At 59.8% G+C, this 17,800-nt stretch carries 19 protein-coding genes; 4 read left to right on the forward strand and 15 right to left on the reverse strand.

The window, feature by feature from the left end; translation table 11 throughout:
- Positions 1-168 precede the first annotated feature (168 nt).
- Positions 169-1,365: a nitrate regulatory protein gene (locus tag FEM41_RS19260; protein ID WP_138097791.1), complete on the reverse strand. Its 1,197-nt coding sequence runs from the start codon at positions 1,363-1,365 to the stop codon at positions 169-171.
- A 69-nt stretch (positions 1,366-1,434) separates the two neighbouring features.
- Between FEM41_RS19260 and FEM41_RS19265 the strand changes: the two genes are divergently transcribed.
- A complete protein-coding gene (locus FEM41_RS19265; RefSeq protein WP_138097792.1) occupies positions 1,435-1,788 on the forward strand; it encodes a DsrE/DsrF/TusD sulfur relay family protein in 354 nt (117 codons plus the stop codon).
- 4 nt (positions 1,789-1,792) lie between these two features.
- Here FEM41_RS19265 and FEM41_RS19270 read toward each other — a convergent pair whose 3' ends face one another.
- A complete protein-coding gene (locus tag FEM41_RS19270) occupies positions 1,793-2,470 on the reverse strand; it encodes a gamma-glutamylcyclotransferase (RefSeq protein WP_138097793.1) in 678 nt (225 codons plus the stop codon).
- A gap of 605 nt (positions 2,471-3,075) precedes the next feature.
- Between FEM41_RS19270 and chaA the strand changes: the two genes are divergently transcribed.
- Positions 3,076-4,176: a sodium-potassium/proton antiporter ChaA gene (gene chaA / locus FEM41_RS19275; protein WP_138097794.1), complete on the forward strand. Its 1,101-nt coding sequence runs from the start codon at positions 3,076-3,078 to the stop codon at positions 4,174-4,176.
- Positions 4,177-4,207: 31 nt separating this feature from the next.
- Here the strand turns inward: chaA and FEM41_RS19280 are convergent, their stop codons facing one another.
- From FEM41_RS19280 to hemA, 13 genes are all read right to left on the reverse strand, one after another.
- The gene (locus FEM41_RS19280) at positions 4,208-4,753 is read right to left on the reverse strand and encodes a TPR domain-containing protein (RefSeq protein WP_241666523.1); all 546 of its coding nucleotides are present in this window, start codon (positions 4,751-4,753) and stop codon (positions 4,208-4,210) included.
- On the reverse strand, positions 4,726-5,118 hold the full coding sequence (gene nrfF / locus FEM41_RS24630) for a heme lyase NrfEFG subunit NrfF (protein ID WP_168198830.1): 393 nt from the start codon (positions 5,116-5,118) through the stop codon (positions 4,726-4,728). The genes FEM41_RS19280 and nrfF overlap by 28 nt, the downstream gene beginning before the upstream one ends.
- Positions 5,115-6,812, reverse strand: a complete 1,698-nt coding sequence (gene nrfE, locus FEM41_RS19285) for a heme lyase NrfEFG subunit NrfE (RefSeq protein ID WP_421805478.1) — start codon at positions 6,810-6,812, stop codon at positions 5,115-5,117. Before nrfE ends, nrfF begins: the two co-directional genes overlap by 4 nt.
- Before the next feature lie 10 nt (positions 6,813-6,822).
- Positions 6,823-7,758, reverse strand: coding sequence for a cytochrome c nitrite reductase subunit NrfD (gene nrfD, locus FEM41_RS19290; protein WP_138097795.1), 936 nt, complete (start codon positions 7,756-7,758; stop codon positions 6,823-6,825).
- Entirely contained in the window at positions 7,755-8,426 is a 672-nt protein-coding gene (locus FEM41_RS19295) for a 4Fe-4S dicluster domain-containing protein (protein WP_138097796.1), read from the reverse strand. Before FEM41_RS19295 ends, nrfD begins: the two co-directional genes overlap by 4 nt.
- Positions 8,423-8,959, reverse strand: coding sequence for a cytochrome c nitrite reductase pentaheme subunit (gene nrfB, locus FEM41_RS19300; protein ID WP_138097797.1), 537 nt, complete (start codon positions 8,957-8,959; stop codon positions 8,423-8,425). The genes FEM41_RS19295 and nrfB overlap by 4 nt, the downstream gene beginning before the upstream one ends.
- 44 nt (positions 8,960-9,003) lie before the next feature.
- A complete protein-coding gene (nrfA, locus tag FEM41_RS19305) occupies positions 9,004-10,440 on the reverse strand; it encodes an ammonia-forming nitrite reductase cytochrome c552 subunit (protein WP_138097798.1) in 1,437 nt (478 codons plus the stop codon).
- A 236-nt stretch (positions 10,441-10,676) separates the two neighbouring features.
- Positions 10,677-11,531 (reverse strand): 3-deoxy-8-phosphooctulonate synthase, encoded by an 855-nt coding sequence (gene kdsA, locus FEM41_RS19310; RefSeq protein ID WP_138097799.1) that lies wholly within the window; start codon positions 11,529-11,531, stop codon positions 10,677-10,679.
- 41 nt (positions 11,532-11,572) lie between these two features.
- A complete protein-coding gene (gene sirB1, locus FEM41_RS19315; RefSeq protein WP_138097800.1) occupies positions 11,573-12,382 on the reverse strand; it encodes an invasion regulator SirB1 in 810 nt (269 codons plus the stop codon).
- A gap of 3 nt (positions 12,383-12,385) precedes the next feature.
- A complete protein-coding gene (locus tag FEM41_RS19320; RefSeq protein WP_138097801.1) occupies positions 12,386-12,775 on the reverse strand; it encodes a SirB2 family protein in 390 nt (129 codons plus the stop codon).
- 41 nt (positions 12,776-12,816) lie between these two features.
- Positions 12,817-13,650, reverse strand: a complete 834-nt coding sequence (gene prmC, locus FEM41_RS19325; protein ID WP_138097802.1) for a peptide chain release factor N(5)-glutamine methyltransferase — start codon at positions 13,648-13,650, stop codon at positions 12,817-12,819.
- Positions 13,650-14,732 (reverse strand): peptide chain release factor 1, encoded by a 1,083-nt coding sequence (gene prfA, locus FEM41_RS19330; protein ID WP_138097803.1) that lies wholly within the window; start codon positions 14,730-14,732, stop codon positions 13,650-13,652. Before prfA ends, prmC begins: the two co-directional genes overlap by 1 nt.
- 39 nt (positions 14,733-14,771) lie before the next feature.
- Positions 14,772-16,028, reverse strand: a complete 1,257-nt coding sequence (hemA, locus tag FEM41_RS19335; RefSeq protein WP_138097804.1) for a glutamyl-tRNA reductase — start codon at positions 16,026-16,028, stop codon at positions 14,772-14,774.
- Between the two features lie 200 nt (positions 16,029-16,228).
- On the opposite strand from hemA, the gene lolB reads away from it, so the two are divergent.
- Both lolB and ispE read left to right on the forward strand, forming a co-directional pair.
- Positions 16,229-16,849, forward strand: a complete 621-nt coding sequence (lolB, locus tag FEM41_RS19340) for a lipoprotein insertase outer membrane protein LolB (RefSeq protein WP_138097805.1) — start codon at positions 16,229-16,231, stop codon at positions 16,847-16,849.
- Entirely contained in the window at positions 16,846-17,694 is an 849-nt protein-coding gene (ispE, locus tag FEM41_RS19345) for a 4-(cytidine 5'-diphospho)-2-C-methyl-D-erythritol kinase (protein ID WP_138097806.1), read from the forward strand. Before lolB ends, ispE begins: the two co-directional genes overlap by 4 nt.
- The last annotated feature ends 106 nt before the right edge of the window (positions 17,695-17,800 follow it).

Genomic DNA, 17,800 nt, shown 5'->3' on the forward strand with positions numbered 1-17,800 from the left:
CTCTGACACCGCCGTTGGCGCCAGGGCTCAGTCAATTTTTCTGTAAACTGTCACCACCGTTTTGCAAACCCCGTGCCAGCTCGCCTCAGCCCGCCAGCGGCGGCAATCAACGCTTAAGCGCCATGGACTGCACCGTCAAGGGGCGCAAACTGCCCGGCGATTGTGCAGTCAGTCGTCGGGCCATAGCCCGGAAAGGGTCAGCATAGCCCGGGCTATTTCCACCATGCGACGGTTCTGGTCCATCGCCAGCTTGCGTAGCTGCTGCCAGGCCTGCTCTTCACTCATCCCCTGATGGCGAATTAACAGCGCTTTCGCTTTATCGATAACTTTGCGCTCTTCCAGGGTGGTCTGTAGGGAGGCTAACTGACGGCTCAAAGTTTCCAGCTCCCGGGCCTGCTGGCGCACCAGCGGCAGCAAATGACGATTTGGAGGCTGGGCCATATCGTCGCTGGCATGGCTCGCCACCCAGCGGGCGAAAGCGGGTTCATCCTGGCTTTCTGCTTCCCGGACAGAGGCCAGCGCTGCCGCGGCCAGCGCCATCAACTGGCCGATCAGGCTTTCTTCCAGCTCACGCAGGGCATCGATACGTCGGGTCTGGAGCTCAAACCAGCGCAGGGTGGCCGTCCCCTTTTCCGGTAGCCGGGTGCAGGCGATGCGCCGTAGCTGCTCTGTTTCCAGACAGGCCTCGCCGCGCTGATGGAAGCGGGCCACGGTCACCGGATCCGCCAGCGCCAGAAACGCGGCAAAGCAGCGCTGCTGGCCATCGATACGATCCACCAGTTGCTGGCGCAGTTCTGCCGTGAAACTGCCCCCGGTGAAGCCAATGGCCCCCAGCGCCCGCTCCTGGCCAACCAGCTCCTTCCCCTGCATAAAGCTGTAAAGCGCCGTCAGCCCCTGGACCACCTCCCGGGATTCCAGCGCTTCGCTGGCTTCCGGCACCAGGCTCAGCAGATGACGAATGGCGCAGTTGAAGCACGACATCGCCTCTTGTGCGGCGACCTCGCCCCGGCTCAGTCGCTGGCGCAGTTCAGGCAGTTGATCCAGCGCCCACAGGGCGCAGGCCAGTCGGGAACAAAAAGCGCCGCTCAGGGCCGCGGGCGGCGATGGCAGCCCCGCCTGAAAACCGGCCGTCGCCTGCTGCGTTTCCCGGGCGCTCTGCACCCGCTCCCGGGCGAACAGCTCACCGCCGGAGCACAGCCAGATATTGGAAGCGCCGCGTTCGCGCTGAAGCAGATGCACCAGATGGCTGATTTGCCCGGCCCAGTGGCCAATATCCAGCACTCGGGAAAGCTGGGCCTGCTGGCGTTCGCGTGCCGCCAGGAACCAGGCGCGCGCATCGCCTGGCGGCGGGGACGTGGTCGTCATATACTCCCTCCGAAATAACCGTTATTTCAGAGCAAGCAAAAGTCATGCCCGCCCGGGCAGGGAGAGAAAATGCAAAAGATCGTGATTATCGCCAACGGCGCCGCCTACGGCAGCGAGTCTCTGTTTAACAGCCTGCGGCTGGCCATTGCGCTGCGCGAGCAGAACATCCAGCCGGAAGTGAAGCTGTTTTTAATGTCCGATGCGGTGACCGCCGGACTGCGCGGCCAGAACCCCACCGAGGGCTACAACATCCAACAGATGCTGGAGATTCTGACCGCTCAGGACGTGCCCGTGAAACTGTGTAAGACCTGCGCCGACGGCCGCGGCGTCAGCGCCCTACCGCTGGTGGATGGCGTGGAGATAGGTACTCTGGTGGAACTGGCTGAATGGACCCTGGCGGCCGATAAGGTGCTGACTTTCTGAGCCATTAACGTTCCGGCGCCGTACCGCTGACGCCCTGAATGGCGCGCACCTCAGCCAGTAGATCGTCAAGGTTGCTGTCGTGCATACCGAGTTTGCCCAGCGTTTGCTCCAGCGAGAACAGATACTGGGCATTGCTGCCAAGGGGACCGCAGGCCGCGGCAATCAGCGGCGCCACTACCCGCGCCCGGGTGTCTGACTCATAGAGCGGATGGCGGGGGTCCATGGTAAACACCAACGCATTCACGGTACGGCCATCGTCCAACCGCAGCGGACACCAGCGCGGCAGATAACAGCCAGTGATCATCTCGCGCTTCCACAGTAGCGTCAGCTCCTGCTCCAGGGTCGCTTCCGGCAACCGGAAGGCCACGCCGGTGGTGCGGCCGCCCTCTTTAAGCGCCAGCATGCGCCCGGGCTGGCTGGCAGTGCCGCGCCCGGCGGTGAGCCGCAGGCAAAAAGCCCGGTGCCACCCTTCCAGAGAGCCGGTAGCTGACTCTTCATACTCCAGCGCCGGGTTCCACATCAGGGAGCCATAGCCAAAGATCCACACTGGCCCCCCGGGACGGCAGGCCAGGGTTGCGGCCAGCGATGCCGCCCGCTGTTCGACCGACCAGAGTAATGAAGATTCAATGGTACCAAAGGCGGTACTACAATCTGCGTTAGCTAAAAAATCGCGTGTGATCACCCGTATCCCCCTGCTTAGCGTTACTGCATCCCGGCCAGTCAGGAGCCTTCCCGGCTCGCGCATGCCCTGCCTGTGCGCGCGCTATTTCGACCATAGAAAATTACGGCGTCGCTGACAAGGGGCACTTTGATACTTTTTGGCTCCCCCGCGATATTATCCTTAACCTGACGGAGCACCCGCCTCCTGACGCATACTTTTTACTGATAAATCACCAATACCGGTTCTGAGTCGCCTTTTCCCTTATCATGACTGACGACACCAGTATGGACACCCACACGCCAGATAAGTATCAACTGTCTGAATACGGGCACAAGTTCTGGGGGAAATCGCCATGAAAATCTTATCCTCGCCGCACGGCGAGTCATCAGCAGGGCTCAGACAGTTCTACAGATAATAAAATTATAACTCATTGATTAACATATAATTTAAAAGCTATTATACGATTTATCAGGCGATTAAAGAAAATATCCCTAAAGTAGTAAAATTTAGTAAAAAAACGCAGCATTTAGCAAAATATCTGCTATTTTATCGAGTATTCATGGTTTTACTATAATGACTGCTGGTAACGGCAGGCTATTCACCTGCGATAATAGGGAGAATTACAATTGACAAAACAGCATGAGGCGGTAAAAACCCGCCACAAGGAGACCACCCTCATCTTCCCGGTTGTGGCACTGGTGGTGCTCGCGATGTGGGGCTCCAGCCAGTCGCTGCCGGCCATCGCCGGTATTAACCTCCTGGCGCTGGTCGCCATTCTGAGCAGCGCTTTTAGCGTGGTACGTCACGCCGACGTGCTTGCCCACCGACTGGGCGAACCCTACGGCTCTCTGATTCTCAGTCTGTCGGTAGTGATTCTTGAAGTCAGCCTGATCTCGGCGCTGATGGCCACCGGCGACGCCGCCCCAACCCTGATGCGTGACACACTCTACTCTATCATTATGATTGTCACCGGCGGTCTGGTCGGATTCGCATTGCTGATGGGCGGGCGCAAATTCGCCACTCAGTACGTCAACCTGTTCGGTATTAAGCAGTATCTGATCGCCATGTTCCCGCTGGCGGTAATTGTGCTGGTGTTCCCCATGGCGCTGCCGGGGGCGAACTTCACTATCGGCCAGTCGCTGTTAGTCGCCCTGATTTCCGCCGCCATGTATGGCGTATTTCTGCTGATCCAGACCCGCACTCACCAGAGCCTGTTCGTTTACGAGCACGAAGACGAAGCGGATGACGACGATCCGCATCACGGCAAACCTTCTGCGCACAGCAGCGCCTGGCACACCGTCTGGCTGATCGTCCATCTGATTGCTGTGATTGCAGTCACCAAGATGAACGCCGTGCCGCTGGAAAACCTGCTGACCTGGATGAACGCCCCGGTAGCCTTCACCGGTTTCCTGGTAGCACTACTGATTCTGTCGCCGGAAGGGCTTGGCGCCATTAAAGCGGTGCTGAATAACCAGGTACAGCGCGCCATGAACCTGTTCTTCGGTTCGGTGCTGGCGACCATCTCCCTGACGGTGCCTACAGTGACCCTGATCGCCATTATCACCGGCAATGAGCTGATCTTCGCACTGGGCGCCCCGGAGATGATTGTGATGCTGGCCTCGCTGGTGTTGTGCCAGATATCCTTTTCTACCGGCCGTACTAACGTGCTGAACGGTGCAGCGCATCTGGCGCTGTTTGCCGCCTATCTGATGACGATTTTCGCCTGAGTTGTAACAGGGGCCGCACCTGCGGCCCCTGTTACTTCGCCTCATCCGCCAGCCTCTGTGCCATACCTATCGCCTCTACCAGCCGCTGACGATTAACCCGCGGCGACGGCGTATCCAGCACTCGCGTCCATAACGTTATCGCCCGTGAATAATCGGCGTGCAGAAACGCATCCGACGCCAGCAGCATCAGTGCCGTCACTTCATCCGGCTCGGCCGCCAGCGCGCTATCGATCCACTGCCGTACCTCTGGCGTCAGCTGTTGCCCGTTCTGATAGTAAAGCGCCACGGCCAGCGCCGCATAAAGTCGGGCATCGCCGCCACGCAGCGTCAGCGCCTGACGATAAGCAAATAGTGCCTGCGGATAGCGGTCATCGAGCATCAGCCTGTCGCCCAGCAAAGCCCAGTCATCACCGCTTTGTGGGACGGGCTGAGATACCGACAGCGGCCGTTTTTCCTGCTGCGCCATCACCTTCTGCCAGCGTGGCGCCAGCGCCAGACCGCAGAGTACCAGCAGCGTAATAACCAACAGAGTACGCCAGCCCCCCATGGTCATTGTCGCCTCCTGTGGTAACGCCACAGCGCCACCGCCAGGGCGACCAGCAGTAACGACGGAAACAGCCACAACACCAGCGCCGCGCCGCGCCACGGCGGCTGGTAACGGACAAAATCCCCATAGCGTTCGGTCATATAACCGGTGATCTCCTGCTCGCTCTTCCCCTGTTCCGCCATCGCGAAGACCTGATGACGCATGGCAACCGCCACCGGCGCTGTCGACTCCAGCAGACTCTGGTTCTGGCACTGGGGGCAACGCAGCCTGCCAGAAATCGCCAGCGCCCTGTCCTGTACCTCTGGCGAACTAAAGCGCCAGGTATCCACGACCTCCGCCAACGCCCCCGTCGTCACCAGGCACCACAGCATCAGGCTCCAGGCCAGTCTCCTCATTGCCGCTTTCTCCCCGCTCCACTAAATGCCGCACCCAGCAGCATCAATACCCCTCCCCCCCAGACCAGCCGGACGCCACTCTGTACATAAAGACGCACCGCATAACGGCCGGGGGCGGGCTTTTCCCCCACCAGCGCGTACCAGTCGCGCCAGCCGTTGGTGGCCGTATCCGGTTCAAACATCTGCTGCCCACGGACGCTATAAAAACGCCGCTCCGGCCGCAGGGTGGCTATCGGCACGGTATCATCACGCCAGACGCCGATGGTGAGCTGCTCAGCGCTATAGTTTCCTGCCGCCAGAAGACGTGTTTCCTGAAGCGTAAAGCGGTAACCGGCCAGAGTGACGCTCTCACCCGGCATTAGCAATACGCTCACCTCCTGCTTAAGTAACGCGGCACTGGCGATACCGGCAGCGCAGACTAATACCCCACTATGGGCCAGCCATGTCGGCCAACGGCCTCTGCGGCTTGCGGCCAGCATCAGCACTATCCCCACCAGCGCGAAGGGCAACAGCACCAGGTTAAACCAGGGCGCCCCCACCGAGATCTGCCCACCGCCGGTCAGCCGGTACAGAATGGGGAATAGCGTACCGATCAACACCACCAGCGCACTGGCGACAAACAGCCACAGGCCCCCCACCAGCCAGACGCTGGGTGCGGGCCCGTCCGGCATCCGGCGGTAGCGCCAGGCGCTAACGGCAAACGCCGACAGCGCCCCCAGGCTCAATAGCGCAAACAGCGCCAGCAGCGGCAGCCCGCGCGTCTCATCCAGCGCAAAGGCATGTACCGACATTAATATGCCCGAACGCACGATAAAGGTACCCAACAGCGTCAGTAGCCCGGTCGCCAGCACCAGTAGCGTGGCGCTGCGGCTTAAATGGCCGCTGCGGCGCATAACGACCAGCGCGTGCAGACTGGCGATGCCGGTCAGCCAGGGCAGAAGCGATGCATTCTCGACCGGGTCCCAAAACCACCATCCCCCCCAGCCCAGCTCACTCCAGGCCCACCAGGACCCCAGGATCATACCGGCGGTCAACAGACTCCAGGAAATGGCCACGTTACGCAGACACAAGCGAGCCAGCGCGACAGGCGCGGTCTGGCAAAACAACCCCGCCAGCAGTTGCGCCGCGCTAAACAGAAATCCGGCATAGCTCAGATAGAGCAGCGGCGGATGCATTAGCAGCGCGGGATGTTGCAACATGGGATTGAGATCGCGCCCGTCCAGCGGAGCGGGAAACTGGCGGGCGAAAGGATCGGACAGGGTCACAATAAACAGCAGTAGCGCAACCTGGATAATCGAGCCCAGCGCCAGGGTAAGCCCCTTACGACGTAGCCCCTTCCCCCGCCACCGCCACGCGGCTATCGCCTGCCAGACGGCAAGAGAGAGACTCCATAGCATCAGCGAGCCTTCATGGCCCCCCCAGGCCGCCGCCAGTCGGAACGGCAGCGCCAGCGCACTATTGCTATGGCTCATCACGTAGTGAAGCGAAAAGTCATTCAGCGCCAGGGCCAGCAGTAAAATCAGCATGGCACCGCTCAGCAGCAGCGCCAGCGCAATACTGCTGCCCGCCCGCGCCGCCCCCCTGGGCCGCCAGTACTGGCGTAAACCGTCAAACAGTATCACCACGCTAAGCGCCAGCCCCAGCAGCAGGCAAAGATAGCCCCCTTCCGCCAGCCAGCTCCCCACGCCGGGCAGCACTGCAGACTCAGGCAAGGGTCATCTGCCCCGCGTAGAGAATATAAAAGCGCAGCATCAGGACTCCTACCAGAGAGCAGCCGCAGGCAATCGCCACCTGAAGCCCGGGCCTGCGCCGGATAGCCCAGCGCGCCAGAATGGGGGCCACAAATCCGAGCCCCACCACGCCCCACCAGAACCAGGCGCTCCAGAATCCCCCGCCCAGCGCCGCCCCGAACGCCCGGACTTTACCGTCGTCCCCCAGCCACAGCCCGGCAAAAAAGGCCACCAGCAGAAAAATCTCCATTGCCAGGATCGGCATTTCCAGGCCATGGAGCCAGTGCAGAGTCCTGGCATGCCGCTCCCGGGCAGCCGCCAGCATGGCGACGGCAAGACCCGATGACAGCCCGGAAAACAGAAACAGTGCGGGTAACACGGGATGGTTAAGCATGGGGCGGGAGGTCAATACCGACAGCAGAAAGCCGGTATAAGCCCCCAGCAGCAGCGCCAGCCCCAGCATCAGATGTTCCAGCGGTCGCAGCCAGCGCTGAAACCTCTCCAGTAGCGCAACGGCGGGCAACAGCGGCGGCAGCCAACGCCGTACCAGAGCGTTGAGCGGCGCGCGGAACACCACCGCCAGCCACGCCGCCAGCGTCAGCATATAGATCTGAAACAACATCACCCCCATCGACATCACCGAGGTCAGGCTGTAGTGAAACATCAGCTTCCAGAAGGCCCAGGGGCGGGTCAGATGGAAGATGAGTATCAGCAGACCCAGTATCACCGACAGCGGCGCCACCCACAGCGTGGCGCGCATCACCGGACTCTGCGGCTCTCCCGCTTCCGGAAGCCCGCGACGCAGCATAATCGCCACCATCACCAACCCCGCCGATATGCCAATCAGAAACAGATAGACGGCAATGGGCCAGTCCCAGACAAGTCCTTCAAAATGAAACGCCGATCTCATAGTTTCACCTCGCCATAGCGGAAGGGGACCCGGTAGAGTTTGGGGAGCGTGCCCAACGCCGGTTTGTAGCGATAGGTGATGCGCGCCGCAATAAGCCGTGCGATGTCGCTTTGTGGATCCTCAAGGTTGCCGAAGATCAACGCCTTTGTCGGGCAGGCTTCAACGCAGGCGGGCTGCTGCCCCTGCCGGAGACGGGTTTTACGGCAAAAATCACACTTATCGGCAACCCGGGTTTCGGGATGAATAAAACGTACCTGATACGGGCAGGCCACGATGCAGTACTGACAACCCACGCAGAGATCGGCATGGACATCGACGATCCCCGTCGCCATATCGCGATATGAGGCGCCAGTGGGACAGACCGCCACGCAGGGGGCGCGATCGCAGTGCTGGCAGGAGTGGCGGAAGAAGCGATAGCGAGCTTCGGGAAACGCCCCTGTGGGGCCACTGCGAATAATCTCCAGCCGCGAGACTGATTCGGGTACCTGATTCACCGTCCGACAGGCATCCATACAGGCAGTACAGCCAATACAGCGCGTTTCATCATGCACCATGCCAAGGCGCACACCAGCCCGGTTCTTGCTCTGGGCCAGCACCAGCGGTATGGAAAGCCCCCCTACCGCCAGTACGCCAGCCCCGGCCAGAAAACGACGACGGGAACAGCTCATGGCCGCTCCTTATCCGGCCAGACCGAGGCCGGATTAAAAGCCGGATTGCCCTGCTGTTCGCGGTGGCAGTCCACACACAGCCTGACCCTGGCCTTATCGTTCAGCATCGTCACCCTATCCTTGTCCGGATGTAACCGGTGACAGCCCGAACAGGTCAGCGTGGCGGCATGCACGTCATGGGGCCAGAAAGCCTCCCTTAACGCTTCCGGCTGATGGCATGCGAAGCAGACGCTGTTCTGTTGCTCCACGCTAAAAGCCGGGTCGTTATAGCGCATCACGTCCTTTGCCCCTTCGCGATGTCGGGGACCTGGCCTGCCGTGGCAGTCTGTACAAGTCACCGGCAGGCCATTATTGGGGTTGGTTGCCCGGGCATGTTGCCCCAGCATCCCCTGCTGGTGGGACTTATGGCAATCCAGGCAGGCCTGGTCCCGGCTGCGCTGTAGCTCGACCCCAGCATCCGCACGGGCCAGGGACAACAGCATCAGCCACAGGCAGCCAAAACCGACCGTTAATAACCAACGCATCGTACGCATATTCACTCCGCTCCGTGGTGTGCCCCGCCCGGCGGGGCGACGGGTTATTTATCCAGTCGGCCTTCACGCTGGGCTTCCTGCTCCCATGCTGGCACTACCGCCTTCAGGAACTGGATTTTCTCCGCCAGGATCTGCGGCATATTGAGTCCGATCGCCTGCTGGGCTTTCTCTTTGGTGGAGATATCCGGCAGCGCCACCGGCCCGTTAATGCCTTTGCTCGCCAGCAGATGCGCCAGCTTGATGCGCGCCTCAGCGGCATTATCCAACGCGGTTCCCAGGGTGCGCAGCGCCACCTCGGGGGCATGCATATGAATACCGTGGGAAGCGATGGAATAATCCCAGCGCCACTGGGCATGACGGATATCCTGCAATGCCGGGGCTAGCGCCGCCTCACTCACGCCAGCGTCCCTGGCCGCTTTGGCTTCAAAATGGGCATGAACCAGTTGATCCTCCACCTTCAGCTTAATTTCCCCGATGCTCTGCTTACGTTCAGCCACAATCCGCGTGAGCGTCTGTTTATCCTGGGTATGGCAGGTGGCGCAGGTCTGTTCAAAGTTATCGAAGGGGTTACCAATTTTATGGCTGGTATAGAGCTGACCCTGGCTGTTCTGCACCTTCGGCATATGGCAGTCGATACAGGTCACATTGTTCTGGCCGTGGATACCGCTGCGCCAGGTTTCATATTCAGGGTGCTGGGCTTTAAGCATCGGTGCTCCGGAAAGTTGATGGGTCCAGTCGCTGAACCGGATATCGTCATACAGCGCTTCCATCGCATCCGCAGTGGTGCCCTGTTTCCAGGGGAAAGTCACCGCTTTGCTTTTGCCCGCGAAGTAGTATTCAACGTGACACTGTCCGCAAACCATCGACTGTTGATCAAAGCGACTGGCCTGCTCAAATGGGGTACCCAGGGCGTTCATGGCCCGGGCGGCATAGGGGCGGGACAGCGCCAGAGCAGGTTTGCCGCTGGAAAACCCGGGAGCGGCGGTGTTATGGCAATCAGCGCAGCCCAGGACGTTCACTACCTGAGGCCCGCCCCTGGCCCACTGACCGTGGAAGTACGCCTGCTCGCCGTTTTCCGCAATTTCCCGTGCCACATCCGGACTTTTGCAGCTCCAGCAAGCCATCGGCATGGGGCCATCATCGTTGCCCTTAGGCGCGCCAGTGCGCAGCGTTTCCCGAACATCCGTCAGAGCATAAGCATGGCCGCGCGGCTTATTGTAATCTTTGGCAAAGGCGTAGCCCGCCCACAGGATGACCAGCCGGGGATCTTCCGCCAGAGCATCCTCCCGGGCCGACTGCTGCGCCGTGGCCAGCCAGGAGGCATACTGATCGGGATGTAGCGCCTGGAAGCGTCCGTTGCGCGCTTCCACGTTGGCGGCAGGTTGTGGTTTAGCGGCGTCCGGGACATCGGCCGCGCCGCTGGTGAACGACAGGCTCAACAGTAGTGCTATCAGAGACAAAATTCTGACCATAGATACCATCCCGATACTTATTGTTATGGGGAAATGAGTCGTATCGCCGACGGGAACAGCGCAATAGCGTGGCGGGAGTGGTCTATTTTCTAGCCAAAAACCACAATAAAAGCATTGTCTTTGATCAATGTAGCAGTATGAAAAACCGGCAGGGGCGGAAGCTGTGATGCACTTCAGGGAAGGCGGATTGCAGTGGACGATAAAAGAAAACCGCCGCCGGCGCCAGCCGGACGGCGGTAAAACGATTAGTGGCTGGTATCCAGCTCCGGGAAGTTCTTCACCAAATCGTCGATCGCTTTGATCTGCTGCAGGAAGGGTTCCAGTTTTGCCAGCGGCAGCGCTGAAGGACCGTCGCAGCGGGCATTTTCCGGATCCGGATGCGCTTCCAGGAACAGACCGGCCAGGCCGACCGCCATCCCGGCGCGCGCCAGTTCCGCCACCTGGCCACGGCGACCGCTGGAGGCCGCGCCAAAGGGGTCGCGGCACTGCAGGGCGTGGGTCACATCAAAGATCACCGGTGCATTGCCGGAGACCTGCTTCATCACGCCAAAGCCGAGCATATCGACAACCAGGTTGTCATAACCGAAGTTGCTGCCGCGATCGCAGAGGATCACCCGGTCATTACCGCCTTCATGGAATTTATCCACGATGTTGCCCACCTGCCCCGGGCTGATAAACTGCGGCTTCTTGATGTTGATCACCGCGTCGGTCTTCGCCATGGCTTCCACCAGATCGGTCTGGCGGGCCAGGAAGGCCGGAAGCTGGATCACATCCACCACTTCGGAAACCGGTTGGGCCTGCAGCGGCTCATGTACGTCAGTGATGATTTTCACGCCGAAGGTTTTTTTCAGCTCTTCAAAAATCTTCATGCCCTCTTCCAGACCCGGCCCTCGGTATGAGTGGATCGAAGAGCGGTTCGCCTTATCAAAGGAGGCTTTGAAAACGTAGGGGATGCCAAGCCTGTTGGTTACCTCGACATAGTGTTCGCAGATGCGCATCGCCAGGTCGCGGGATTCCAACACGTTCATGCCGCCAAACAGCACAAACGGCAGATCGTTCGCGACCTTGGTATCACCAATGCTAACCACTTTCTGTTTCATATCTTCGCCTTGTTGGTGTGAACCGGAAAAAACTGTCGCACTTAGTGCAGCGTAATCGGTTTGTGAGAAATCGAATTAATTTGCGCTTTGATCATCTCGCTGATCGGATCTTCCGGGCAGTGTTCGACAAAATAGCTTAAGTCGTTAAGCGCCACGTGTTCACAGTCGAGCTGGGCATAAATCAGCCCGCGATCGCGGATTTCATAAGGATCTTCCGGGTTGAACTGCAGCAGTACCTCGCTGGCGCGCAGCGCCAACTCCATCTGCTGCTCTTCCATCAGCGAGGTCTTCAGGGTATCCAGCAGCTTATGGATCACCTCTGCGTTATCCGCTTCATCCAGATCTTCGTCGTAGAGACGGGCCGACGGGCCGACATTGCCCTTCAGCCAGACCTCCAGAATATGTTCATTCAGGGTTTCGCCATTGAACGGGTTGATTAGCCACATCTCGCCATCCATCCAGTCGGCACGCAGAACCAGTTGGGTCGGGAAGATAACCGGCATCAGCGGAATATCCAGCGTATCCGCCAGCCACAGCAGAATCGCTCCCAGAGAGACGGCGCTGCCCTGGCGGCGGTTGAGCACCTCATCGAGCCACAGCGCGTCGGAAAGACGATAGACGCCGTCCGAATCATGAAAGCCCCACTCGCCGTAAAACAGCTCCAGCAGTTTCTCCAACCGATCGTCCTGCTGCCACCCTGTGCTAATCTCCTCGCGGGCCAGATCTGCCAGCTTATCGAGTTGCGCGCGCACCTGCTGCGTTGGAAAGTCCTCGCGAATGGCCTGCGAGACCCGAATCATGCCCTCGCACAGCGGTGCCTGATTAAATTCAAAACCGGCTAACGACTCCATGATTTACCCCAATAACGGAATTTTTGTGGTGGCGAGTTCGATGATGACGTACAGCGCCACCAGCGCCAGTATAAACGCGCCAGCGCGCACTTTCTGACTACGCTGACCGCGGCCGAGCGCAATAAAACCCAAAACGATGTAGATAATAACGCCAAACAGTTTCTCAGTCAGCCATGCGCCCTGGGGAGTGAAAGGCCAGAAATGGGTGACAGCGACTAATGCTACTCCACTGCCCAGCAGCAGCGTATCGTTGATATGTGGCACAATACGCACCCAGCGCTTATTGGCCATGGGCGAAGCGCGGTATTGCCACCAGTAACGCAAAATAAACAGCGAGACAGAGATAGCCACCGTCAGAATGTGCAGATGCTTTAGGGCGAAATATGCCGCCATTGCCTTACTCCAGTATTGTTATAAATTTTCCTGCCCCGGGGTCAGATAAACTGCCCTGCGGTCAGCCGCTCATTGCCGCCGTAGTCGCGATGCGTTTCCACCCGCTCGTAGCCCGCACCGTTAAACAGTTCGCGTACCGCTTCTCCCTGACGCCAGCCATGCTCCAGCAGTAGCCACCCGCCTGGCTGCAGCCAGTAACGGGCCTCAGTAATCAGCTGCTGCAAATCCGCCAGCCCTTTATCGGCCGCCACCAGCGCCGATTTGGGTTCGTAACGGACATCCCCCTGGCTCAGGTGCGGATCCTCCGCATCAATGTATGGAGGATTGCTGACGATCAAATCGAAACGCTGTCCGGACTCCAGGGCGGAAAACCAGTCGCTCTGGAGCACGGTGACGTTGTCAATGGCGAGATTTTGCGCGTTGCTGTGCGCCAGCGCAACGGCCTCTGGGATCAGTTCGAGCGCTGTGACTGCGGCATCCGGCCGTTCACTGGCTAATGCCAGGGCGATAGCGCCGGTTCCGGTACCGAGATCGAGAATGCGGCAGGGCTCTGCGGGCAGACGCGCCAGCCCCTGTTCCACCAGACATTCGCTGTCCGGGCGTGGGATAAGCGTGGCCGGAGAGACCGCCAGCGGTAGCGACCAGAATTCGCGCTGGCCGGTAAGGTAAGCCACAGGTTCACCGCGCTCGCGGCGCGCCAGCAGTTGCTCCAGTTGGTCCAGTTCCGCGTCTGATAGCCGGGTTTCGCCAAAGGCGAGAAGATAAGTGCGGGAGCGCCCCGTGACCAGCCCCAACAGGATTTCGGCATCGCGTCGCGGGCTGTCGCTGCCAGCGAGGCGCGCCGTTGCCTGACGCACCCAGTTCTGATAATCCATTACTCCTGCCCGGCAAGCGCCGCCAACTGATCGGCCTGGTGTTCCTGAACAATAGGATCGATCAGCATATCCAGCTTGCCTTCCATCACTTCATCCAGACGATAAAGCGTCAGGTTGATGCGGTGGTCAGTCACACGCCCCTGGGGGAAGTTGTAGGTGCGGTTGCGATCGGAACGATCGCCGCTGCCTAACAGATTGCGGCGGGTCGAGGCTTCCGCCTGCTGACGCTTCGCCACTTCGGCGGCGTGAATACGCGAGCCCAACACTGCCAGCGCCTTGGCTTTGTTCTTATGCTGGGAGCGTTCATCCTGACACTCCACCACAATGCCGGTGGGCAGGTGGGTGATACGAATAGCGGAATCGGTGGTGTTAACGTGCTGGCCACCGGCGCCAGAGGAACGGAAAGTGTCAATGCGCAGATCCGCCGGGTTAATATCCGGCAGTTCGGCTTCCGGCAGTTCCGGCATCACCGCCACGGTGCAGGCGGAAGTATGAATACGCCCCTGGGATTCGGTGGCCGGTACCCGCTGTACCCGGTGACCGCCGGATTCGAACTTCAGGTGGCCGTAAACGCCTTCGCCGCTGATTTTGGCGATGACCTCTTTATAGCCGCCCATTTCGCCGTCGCTGGCACTCATGATTTCCACCCGCCAGCGCCGGGATTCGGCATAGCGGCTGTACATCCGGAACAGATCGCCGGCGAACAGCGCCGCCTCATCACCGCCGGTTCCGGCGCGCACTTCCAGGAAGGCGTTGCGTTCATCGTCGGGATCTTTCGGCAGCAGTAACAGCTGAAGCTGATGCGCCAGCTCTTCACTGCGGGCGCGTGAGGAATCCAGCTCTTCCTGGGCCATTTCGCGCATATCCGGGTCCGCCAACATCTCCTGGGCGGTTTCGATATCCTGCTGCACCTGCTGCCACTGTAGAAAACAGCGGGAGACATCGCTCAACTGAGCGTACTCACGCGACAGCGCGCGAAAGCGCGTCTGATCGGCAATGACCTCCGCATCGCCCAGCAGGGCCTGAACTTCTTCATGGCGCTCCTGCAGGGCTTCCAGTTTGGCAACAATAGAAGACTTCATGGGTAGCTATTACCTTGTGGTATTCGAATGGGGGGCGCGCTAGTCCAGCCCGAGGCTGTCGCGCAGGATATTCAGGCGCTCGTCGTCGCCATTGCGCGCCGCCTGCTGTAACGATTTGGTAGGAGCATGGATCAGCCGGTTGGTCAGCTTACGGGAAAGCTCCTGCAGCACGGCTTCAGCATCGCCGCCCTGCTGAAGGGCAGCCAGCGCTTTGGTGGTCAGTTCATCACGCACCTGCTCAGCCTGACCGCGATACTCACGGATGGTGGCGCTGGCACTCTGGGCGCGCAACCATCCCATAAACTCGCCAGTTTCCTGGGCAACGATGGTTTCCGCCTGTACCGCCGCGGCCTGACGCTGGGCCATATTGTGCTGAATGATGGACTGTAGGTCATCCACGCCGTAGAGATAGGCGTTGGCCAGTTTGCCCACTTCCGGTTCGACATCGCGCGGGACGGCGATATCCACCAGCAGCATCGGCTGGTTGCGTCGCGCCTTCAGGGCGCGCTCCACCATGCCCTTGCCAATAATCGGCAGCGGGCTGGCAGTGGAGCTGATGATAATATCGGCCTGGGCCAGCCGTTCGTCGATCTCCGGCAGGCCAATAACTTCGGCCCCGACTTCGTCGGCCAGCTCACGCGCCCGCTCGCGGGTGCGGTTGGCGATAATCATATGGCGAACCTGGTGTTCACGCAGATGGCGCGCCACCAGTTCAATGGTTTCACCGGCGCCGACCAGCAGTACGGTCACTTCGGAAAGGGATTCGAAGATCTGGCGCGCCAGAGTACAGGCAGCGAAGGCCACCGACACCGCGCTGGCACCGATTTCCGTTTCGGTACGAACCCGTTTGGCCACCGAAAAGGATTTCTGGAACATGCGTTCCAGATCGCTGGCGTGCAGATGGCCGCGGGCCGAATCGGCGAAGGCTTTCTTCACCTGCCCCAGAATCTGCGGTTCGCCGAGAATCATTGAATCCAGACCGCTGGCGACCCGCATCAGATGGCTGACAGCGTCGTTATCCTGGTGCCAGTACAGACTATTGCGAACTTCGGTCTCATCCAGCCCGTGGTAGTCACACAGCCAGCGTACCAGCGCTTCCTGCAGATTCTCCTGCTCTTCAACGCTAAGATAGAGTTCTGTTCTGTTGCAGGTAGAGAGAACCACCCCGCCCTGCACCATTGGCTGCGCCAACAGGCTTTCCAGCGCCTGGTCAAGGGTGTCCGGCGAAAACGTGACGCGTTCTCGCAGTGATACCGGAGCAGTTTTATGGTTGATGCCTAGAGCTAACAGGGTCATGTGTGCGGAATAATGCCGGTCTTGGTAAGGATTACTGCAAGCATAATACAGGATGCGCAGCCCCAATAAAAGACGACGCCCTGCCTTTCAAACTAATCGATAATTTTGATGATCCCGCCCATTTCGTCATTGACGGGCCGCACGACGCCCGCCAGGATGGTTAACTATAATATTGACGGTTCTCAAGGATTTATTGCGCTATGATCAAATTCAGTCCGCTGCGCCTGCTACCGCTGGCAAGCCTGGTACTCGCCGCCTGCGTCAGCCATCAGGCCCCGAAAGGCCCGGGAGTCAGTCACGATAATCCCCAGTGGCAGCAGCATATGGCCCAGGTTAAAGGCCTGAGTCAGTACCAGACCCGCGGCGCCTTCGCCTGGATTTCCGACGACCAGAAAGTCTACGCCCGCTTCTTCTGGCAGCAGACTGGCCAGGATCGTTACCGCCTGCTGCTGACCAATCCGCTGGGCAGCACCGAGCTGGAGCTGAACGCCCAGCCCGGCGCAGTAACCCTGGTAGATAACAAAGGCCAGCGCTATCAGTCCCAGGACGCCGAAGAGATGCTGGAGCGTCTGACCGGTATGCCGATTCCCATCGACAGCCTGCGTCAGTGGATCCTCGGCCTGCCGGGCGATGCCACCGATTACCGGGTTGACCAAAATCACCGCCTGAGCGAGCTGAACTACGGCAGCGACGGCAGAAAATGGAAGGTAACCTGGAGCGGCTATAGCGATAAAGTGCAGCCCGCCCTGCCCGCCAGTATGGAGCTGAACGACGGCGAGCAGCGCATTAAGCTGAAGATGGATAACTGGATCGTGAAATGAGCGCAACCCGCTGGCCGTCACCGGCTAAACTGAATCTGTTTCTCTATATCACTGGCCGTCGCCCCGACGGCTATCATAATCTCCAGACCCTGTTTCAGTTTCTGGACTATGGCGACACCATAACCATCAGCCCACGAACCGACGGCGAGATTCACCTGTTGACGCCGGTGGCTGGAGTGCCGGATGAACAGAATCTGATCGTACGCGCCGCCCGTATGCTGTCAGAGACGGTCAGCGGCGCGGTGCCTGGTGCCGATCTGGCCGTAGAAAAGGTGCTACCGATGGGCGGCGGGCTGGGGGGTGGTTCTTCCAATGCCGCCACGGCGCTGGTGGCGCTGAATCATCTTTGGAACACCGGGCTTTCTCTGGACCAGCTGGCTCACATTGGGCTACGCCTGGGGGCCGATGTGCCGGTCTTCGTGCGCGGTCACGCCGCCTTTGCCGAAGGGGTTGGCGACCTGCTGACACCGGTCTCGCCGCCGGAAAAATGGTATCTGGTGCTGCATCCGGGTATTAGTATCGCCACGCCGGATATCTTTAAAGATCCTGAATTAGTGCGCAATACGCCGGTGCGGTCAATTGACATGTTGCTGAAATGTGAATTCCACAACGATTGCGAAGTTATCGCAAGAAAACGTTTTCGCGAGGTTGATGCCCTGCTTTCCTGGCTGTTAGAATACGCGCCGTCGCGTCTGACAGGCACCGGAGCCTGTGTCTTTGCTGAATTTGACACTGAATCCGCGGCCCGTCAGGTGCTTGAGCAAGCCCCGGTATGGTCGCAGGGTTTCGTGGCGCGAGGCGTCAATCACTCCCCGCTGCACAGGACCTTACCCGGGCAAGCTTAGCGCCGGTGACAACGTCACCTTGTTTCAGACGTTGCACCATGCTTTTTAATACACCGCCGGGATGATGTGCCACCCCGCCCGCACCGGATAACGGTGCGATGGCCCA

Origin of the sequence: Jejubacter calystegiae (assembly GCF_005671395.1) — a bacterium.
GTDB lineage: Bacteria > Pseudomonadota > Gammaproteobacteria > Enterobacterales > Enterobacteriaceae > Jejubacter > Jejubacter calystegiae.